Consider the following 7,821-nt stretch of genomic DNA (forward strand, 5'->3'; position numbering starts at 1 on the left):
TCTTTTTTCTACCAACTCCTTTATTTGCTTTTGGTGATTTACCTGTTTTGCTATCTAAATTCATATTTAAATTATACAAGTTAATTTTTTGTTTAAATCTATAAATTACGTGCTTAGTAAATTTAATGTTATTTTGATTACAAAAATTAGTTCAAAATAGTTGTTCACTAGCAAAATTATTATTTGCTTTGTAATACTCTTTGATTCAAAATTCTCATTGTTTGTGTGATAAATGTTTGCTCATTTTTATGGGCGAAGCCCGAGGGGTATACCCCTCCCCCTTCCTTTTGTTTTATAAAAGAAAACACAGAAATAACTGTGTCATTTCTGTGTCCCCCTTTAAAAAAGGAAAAAATAACTTTTTTATTGAAATAAGAGCTTAAAACTTATCTTTTGGTAAATAAATGTATCCATCTATGCTTGTTACATCAGAAATTGATATAAATGCTTCTTCATCTATTTTTCTAACATCTCTTATAACTCTATTAACTTGTCTAAACAATGTAACAGATGTTATAACACTAAGTTTTTCTTTTGAAAAACCACCGTGTGCATGAAATTCAGTTAAACCAGTTACAATTTTTTTATCTTGTGCAATAACTGCTGCTATTTCATCAGAGTGTTTTAATGAGTATATTTCTACTCTTACAAGTTTAAATTTAGGATAAAGTTTGTTTAAGGTTATTATATAAACAACATTTGTTAAAACTGTTGCGACAAAATTAGGAGATAAATATAATTCAAATGTTCAGGCTTTTTCAGCTAATTTAGCAATTTGTTTATATTGCTCGGAATTTTCTCCAAAATTTTGTAGTGCGGAATTTTTTGCAGTAGTTAGTAGAATTGAACCAGGTAATCATGAACCAATTAAAACACCGATAATTACAATTATAATGTTCATGTAACCAGAAATAGAACCAAATGATTTTTGTTTTGTATTTGCATACCATTCACCAATAACACCTGTAACACCAGCTGTTCCACCAATAATTTGTATAATAGCAAAAACTCATGCAAGTAAATAACCATAAACAACAGCATATAAAGTTAAAGCTAGTGTATTACCACCATCGCTTCATGATAAAGGTATTAATGAACTTAAAGGTTTTTGATAATCACTTAAAGCACTTTTAACTTCATTATTTGCAAAATTTCCTATTAAATATACATCATTTGCACCAGGTATAAAACCTATTGCAAAAGAAACAAGTGATGAAACAACTAAAAATAAAACAGTTAAATTACTAAATAATGCACCAATTTTTTTATAACCAAAAATAAATATTGGAATACTTAAAATTATGTAAGCAATTCAGAATGTAAATTGTTCTATTAAATTTCTTAATCCAATTGAAAATGTATCTTCTGATACTGAAACAACAATTAGTCTTGATAAAGCTTGTCCAATAGCGGCAAGACCAAAGTTATAAATACCCACATTTTTAACAAAAAACACACTTATAACTCCAAAAAAAACTGCAGTTGTAATAGTAATTGCAACAATTTTTCACGCAGGTAAATTCGTATAAAGTCTGTTTAATTTTAAACCAAAATTAGACATTTTTGTTCTGTTATAAACAGTATTTTTTTTAACTAATTTATGTCAAACTGTATCATTATTAGAAGAATTGTCATTATTTGTTAAATTATTATCCATATTCCCCCTTTAAAATTATAAAAAATTAATAAAAATTACACACCTTTCAAGAAGTGTATATTTTTATTTTAATAAAAAACTTAATAAATATAAATAAAAATTAAAAAAAATATCATAAATATGAAAAAAATTTCATATTTATGATTGGTATTATAAATATATGGTACATCGTACAGGGTTTGAACCTGCGACCCACTGGTTAAGAGCCAGTTGCTCTACCGGCTGAGCTAACGATGCAATATAATTATAAAACTTTATTTTCAAGACAAAATTATATTTAATTTTGTAATTAAGAGTCATAAATTATTTTTTATATAACTCAAATAAGGCATTAATTTCTTTTTTCGATATTTCTTTGTGTTCAAAATCATAAGTATAATCAAAATTATTTGAAATATATAAGTAATAAGCACCATTATTATTTACTTTATCATAGTTAATTTTAATATTATTTGTTAAATTATGATTTTTAATAAGTCTTTCAACTTCAGTTTGTAAAGCACCAGTACCTTTACCGGTTATAATAAGTGTTTCATTATATTTATTTTTGACAAGTTCTAAAATAGCAATTTGGATTTTAGGTGTAGCTTGATAAACTTCTAAACCATGTAAATCAACTGTTTTGTTCATTATTTTATTATAATACCTGCATTTTGCATTAATTTTAATGCAAAATCATTATATTCTTTAGCATTATGATTTGGTAAATCAAAAGTAGCTACACAATTTTTTATAACATTTACTTTTTTATCTTGATTTGTATGATTTAGTCACATTTTTAGAGTTAATGCAAATTGTAACACGCAAATATCTGTACAACAACCAACAATGTTATATTCATCAAATTTTCTTAAAAGAGATTTAGGTGTTGTGAAAAAACCATTTGTTGTATGTTTTTTAATAATATTATTTTTAGTTATAAACTTATTTAGTTCAGGAACAACTAAACTTTCACTTGATCCAGCAATACAGTGATTAGGATATTGTTGCATTTCAATATCTGTTTCACTATGTGAATCACATATAAAAAAGATATTTTCTTGATCTTTTAAATAGTTTTGAATAGGATCAATTACTTCTGCTATTACCGAACTTGCTAATGGACCTTCATAAGTAAAACCATTTAACATATCAATAACAAAAGTAACACTTTTAGAATTTAATTTTGACATTTTGGACAATACGATGTTCCCCTTCCGTTTTCTTTGAAATCCAGTTTTACCTTAACAATTTTTTCTTGCTTGCATACTTGACACAATTGATCGTGCTTTGAATAAACCATTAGATTGTTTTGAAACTTTCCTGTAATCCCGTTTACCGAACTATATGTTTGCACACTACTTCCACCTAATTCAATACTTTTATCCATAATATTTTGAGCGTGATTTAAGATAGTTTTTAGTTCTTGTAGTGTAACATCTTTTGCTTTTTTCATAGGATATATTTTAGAAGCAAATAAAGATTCGTCAGCATATATATTTCCGATTCCTAAAACAAGGGATTGATCAAGTAAAACTTTTTTAATACTAATATTTTTGTTTTTTATTTTATTAAACAAAATTTTAACATCAACATCCCTTGGAAGTTGTGCTAATTTCTTAATTTCATATAAAGATCTTAAATCATCTGAGTTTATTATTTCAAATGATCCAAACATTCTTGAATCATTATAAACAACAACATTTTGATTATCTAAAAAAAAGTAGATACAATCATGTTTGTAAGCATATAAATTAGGATCGTTTTCTTGTCTAATAAAATATTTACCGGACATTCTAAGGTGGGAAATTAAACGCTTTTTAGATTTTAAATTAAATACTAAAAACTTTCCAAAATTTTCAACATCTAAAACCTGTTCATTTAATAAAAAATTAACAAAATTTTCTTGATTTGTATTTTTGATTAATTTTGGAACTTTCACCTCTATTTTTGTAATAAATCTGTTTTTTACATAATTATTTAATGATTTTCTTACAACAGTAACTTCTGGATATTCTGGCATATGTCTATTATATAACAAGGAACATAAAATAACAAATTAATAAAATATTAATTTGTATATTAAAAAGTCTTGTTAGGGAAAAATTGTATTAATAGTTTAAACAATTTGTTTAAATATTTATATATAATATTACCCATAAATAAAACAGGAGGCAAAATGAAAATTTTTTCACAAGAAACTATTTTCTTAGATAAAGAGTTTCAAAGCAAAGATGAAGTTTTTCAATTTCTTGCTCAAAAGAGCAAGGAAATTGGGATAACTAATAATACAAATGAAGTTTTTGAAGCTTTATGAAATAGAGAAAATCAAGTTTCTACCGGTATGGAGAATGAAATAGCAATTCCGCATGGACAAAGTGATGCTATTTTAGAACCTAAATTATTTTTTATTAAGTTAAAAAATGATATTGAATGAGAAACATTCGATGGTTCAAAGGTTAAATATATATTTAGCATACTTGTACCAAAAACAAATAAGGATAATATTCATCTAGAAACACTTTCTAAGGTGTCAACAATGTTGTTAGATAAAAATAACCTAATGAAATTGAAATTAGCAACAAGTGAACAAGAAATAATTGATTTATTAAATGCATATTTAACAAAAGAAAAAGAAGTAGTTGAATCAAAAGGTAAAAAGGTAATTGGTATAACTGCATGTACTGTTGGTTTAGCTCACACATATATGTCTGCAGAAGCTCTTGAAAACAAACTTAGAGAACTTGGTTATAATCCAAAAATTGAAACAAGAGGTTCAGTAGGAGTTAAAAATCAATTAACAGATCAAGATATACAAGAAGCAGAATTTGTTGTTATTGCAAGTGATTTAGATGTTAATTTAGATGCTTTTAACAATAAAAAAGTTTATGTAACATCAACAAAAGATGCTATAAAAAATACTGAGCAAGTTATCAATAAAGCAATTAATGCTCAGGTACACAAAAGTAATAATGCTAACAAAATAGAAAAATCAACAGAAAAAGTTGGATTTTTCAAACATATTATTACCGGGATTTCATATATGATTCCATTTGTTATATTTGGTGGAATCATGATTGCTCTTTCTTTAGGTTTAGGAAAAAGTATATATGGTAATAATTTAGAAGCACCTCAAGGTGACTTTCTATGATACTTATTACAAATAGGTGTTGTAGCATTCACGGTTATGATTGGTATATTAGGTGCTTACATTGCTTATTCAATAGCAGGTAAAGCAGCAATAATGCCAGCACTTGTGGTGTCTATGGTTGCAAATAATAATAGCTTATTTTATAATATCGCTGGTTTATCAATTAGAACCCCAATGGGATTTATAGGTGCTATTATATTTGGTATTTTAATAGGTTATACAGTGAAATACATAACAAATCTAAAAATTCAAAAATCATTAAGTGCTGTTATTCCAATGTTTGTTATTCCAATTGGAGTTACATTATTTTATTCATTATTAGTTATTTTCTTAATTGGGGCACCAATTGGTTGAGTAATGGATAAATTTATTTCAGGTTTAGAATCTATTTTTAAATCAGAAGGTGGTTTAAAAATAGGGATAGCACTTGTTGTTGGTGCTTTATTAGGTGGAATGGCGGGTTTTGATATGGGTGGTCCTATTAATAAAGTTGCTTTCTTAACTGGTTCTGCATTAGTTACACAACAAATATTTGAGCCAATGGGAATGATTGCCGCTGCTATACCAGTTGCTCCACTTGGAATGGGTCTTGCTACATTATTATTTAGAAAAAAATTCAATGAACAAGAAAAATCACTTGGTGCATCTGCGTTAGTAATGGGATTTATAGGTATATCTGAAGGAGCAATACCATTTGCGGTTTCTGATCCAAAAAGAGTTATTACTGCTAATGTTATTGGTTCTGCAATAGCAGGAGCACTTGCAGGAGTTTTATCTGTAACAAATGCCGCTGCGCATGGTGGACCTATTGTTGCAATATTAGGTGCTGTTGGTTCTGATATACACGGAAAAGGATTAGGAATTGCTTTCTTTTTCTTAGCGATTGTAATAGGGACTATTGTAACTGCATTAATTTATGGTTTATGAAAACCAAAAACACAAGAAAACAGTTCATCATCAATTAAAGTTGCAAATTACAAAGATTCATTAAAAAATATGTTTAAAGGAAGAAAATAAAATGAACAATAAAAAAAGTTTAATTATTCTTTATTCTATTATTGCAGCAGCTATAGTTTTTCTCATCATAGGAATTATTTTAGGTTCATTAGGTGGTCCAGAATATACAAAATTTATTGAATTAAAAAATCAATTAAGTCAAATATCAGATCATAATTCACAAGAGTTTAAAAACATATCTGAATCATTAAAACAAGTAAGTATTTCATTATTTGTATATGGAACGTTTATGATAACATTAGGGGTTTTATTAGGAATTTTAGCAGTTTTATCTGCAAATTCAATTTATAATAAAAAATTAGCATAAATGAATATAATTTTTTTACAACCATATTTCAAAAAGACCCCTTGAGCTAATGATAACTTAAAAAAGATGTTTGATTTAGATCAAGATTACGGAGAAGCTTGATTAATATCATCTATTCAAGGTTTTGAGTCAAAGGTTTTAAATACAAATTACAATCTTAGAGAATTTATTTTAAATAATCCAAAGTTTTTTAATTTGAAAAATGAAGATGCAAGCAGTTTTGTTTATCCAAACTTAACCAAACTGCTTGATTCTAAAACTCCATTAAGTATTCAAGTACATCCTGATAATGAATATGCAAAACAGTTTAATTCATTAGGCAAAAATGAATGTTGATATGTTTTAAAAAATTCAGATCAACCTTTTATTTTAGGTTCTAAAACAAATGATATCAATGATTTTAAAAAAGTTATGAATACAAAAGAAGTAGAAAATTATTTAAACAAAATTCACTTAGAAAATAATGATTTTGTTTATATTAATGCAGGTATGATTCACGGAATACCAGGTAATACAATGGTTTTTGAGTTACAACAATCTTCTGATATTACATATAGAATTTATGACTATGAAAGACTTGATATAAATGGTAAAAAAAGAGACATTCATATAAAAGAATCTTTAGATACTATAAAATGTAATTTAAAACCAGAAATACAAAAACAAACAGATAATAATAATTTTTATAAAACAAATTATTTTAAACTCCAAAAACACGAATTAAAAAATAATAGCATTAAAATTAGTACTGATTTAGCTAAACATTGTGTTGAATTAGTAGTTTTAAGTGGTAATGGATTTATTAATGATACTCCAATAAAAAGTGGTGATGTTTTATTAATTTCTAAAAATCAAGAAGAATTTATTTTAAACGGAACATTAGATTTATTTTTAAGTTATGTATAAAATAAAATACCAATTTAAAATTGGTATTTTATTATTAAAACTTTACGTATTTCTGTGATTTTTAAGGTTTTAGATTAAAAAATACAAAGACGGATTTGAGAGTGTATAATGACTAATTTTGATTTAAGCATTTACTTAATATTTAAAATATCTTTTAAACTAATTACTGATTTGCTAATGATTTGATCATGAATATGAGAATTATTTGTATCAATATCTTTTAGTTTTTGATCTATTTTTTTAATAGTGCTTCAACCACCATACTTAAATTTAGTTTCATTTGAATTTTCTACTAAACAAATTATTAAAGAAAGATCAAAACTGTCTTCTTGTAGATTTTCAATATATTTTTTATATTCATCAAAAAGTTTTTTAGTTTTGTTTATATCTATATCATTTTGATATGTTTTAACTTCAAAATATATAAAATGATTATCTTTTTTAACAATAAAATCTGGATAAGAACAACGTACTTCAAAATCATCGTTTATGTATTCAAAACCTAAACCGTTAGGAACAGGATTTTTACTTCATACATTAATATCATTATATTCTAAATAATCTTTTATTTTTTTTGCAAATGCTAGTTCTGCTTCAGAATCAAAATTTAATTCATTAATTTTTTGTTTTGTTAATTCTTCATAAGCAAATGTGTCTTCTGTTTCAAAATTATTTTGTCTTTCACTACTTACCCAAATAAAGTTTTGTGGAATAAACATGGAAGTCTATTTTAGACCATTAATACTTATTAACGTCTCAAACTTCTTGAGGCGTTTTTCATTGTAAATTTGATTGTATTCTTTC

At 25.6% G+C, this 7,821-nt stretch carries 9 protein-coding genes and 1 tRNA gene; 3 read left to right on the forward strand and 7 right to left on the reverse strand.

Features of this window, described 5'->3' with window-relative positions:
* The 6 genes from BU00_RS0102745 to mutM all read right to left on the reverse strand — a co-directional run.
* The coding region (locus BU00_RS0102745; protein ID WP_027121391.1) for a hypothetical protein at positions 1-244 on the reverse strand (244 nt) is incomplete at its 3' end.
* A gap of 135 nt (positions 245-379) precedes the next feature.
* Positions 380-1,657 carry a DUF2179 domain-containing protein gene (locus tag BU00_RS0102750; protein ID WP_027121392.1) on the reverse strand — a complete coding sequence of 426 codons (1,278 nt, stop codon included), beginning with the start codon at positions 1,655-1,657 and terminating at the stop codon, positions 380-382.
* 161 nt (positions 1,658-1,818) lie between these two features.
* Positions 1,819-1,894, reverse strand: a tRNA-Lys gene (locus BU00_RS0102755).
* A gap of 66 nt (positions 1,895-1,960) precedes the next feature.
* A complete protein-coding gene (locus BU00_RS04595; protein ID WP_036458986.1) occupies positions 1,961-2,287 on the reverse strand; it encodes a Smr/MutS family protein in 327 nt (108 codons plus the stop codon).
* The gene (locus tag BU00_RS0102765; RefSeq protein ID WP_027121393.1) at positions 2,287-2,829 is read right to left on the reverse strand and encodes a cysteine hydrolase family protein; all 543 of its coding nucleotides are present in this window, start codon (positions 2,827-2,829) and stop codon (positions 2,287-2,289) included. Before BU00_RS0102765 ends, BU00_RS04595 begins: the two co-directional genes overlap by 1 nt.
* A complete protein-coding gene (gene mutM / locus BU00_RS0102770; RefSeq protein WP_027121394.1) occupies positions 2,817-3,659 on the reverse strand; it encodes a DNA-formamidopyrimidine glycosylase in 843 nt (280 codons plus the stop codon). The genes BU00_RS0102765 and mutM overlap by 13 nt, the downstream gene beginning before the upstream one ends.
* A 156-nt stretch (positions 3,660-3,815) precedes the next feature.
* On the opposite strand from mutM, the gene BU00_RS0102775 reads away from it, so the two are divergent.
* Genes BU00_RS0102775 through BU00_RS0102785 form a run of 3 tightly spaced genes read left to right on the forward strand, consistent with a single transcriptional unit; the run spans position 3,816 to position 7,017 of the window.
* Complete coding sequence (locus BU00_RS0102775) at positions 3,816-5,804, forward strand: PTS fructose transporter subunit IIABC (RefSeq protein WP_027121395.1); 1,989 nt, start codon at positions 3,816-3,818, stop codon at positions 5,802-5,804.
* Position 5,805: 1 nt separating this feature from the next.
* On the forward strand, positions 5,806-6,111 hold the full coding sequence (locus BU00_RS0102780; RefSeq protein WP_027121396.1) for a hypothetical protein: 306 nt from the start codon (positions 5,806-5,808) through the stop codon (positions 6,109-6,111).
* Entirely contained in the window at positions 6,112-7,017 is a 906-nt protein-coding gene (locus BU00_RS0102785; protein ID WP_027121397.1) for a type I phosphomannose isomerase catalytic subunit, read from the forward strand.
* A 131-nt stretch (positions 7,018-7,148) separates the two neighbouring features.
* Here the strand turns inward: BU00_RS0102785 and BU00_RS0102790 are convergent, their stop codons facing one another.
* A complete protein-coding gene (locus BU00_RS0102790) occupies positions 7,149-7,736 on the reverse strand; it encodes a hypothetical protein (protein ID WP_027121398.1) in 588 nt (195 codons plus the stop codon).
* Positions 7,737-7,821 lie beyond the last annotated feature (85 nt).

Origin of the sequence: Mycoplasma leonicaptivi ATCC 49890 (assembly GCF_000622205.1) — a bacterium.
GTDB lineage: Bacteria > Bacillota_I > Bacilli_A > Mycoplasmatales > Metamycoplasmataceae > Mycoplasmopsis > Mycoplasmopsis leonicaptivi.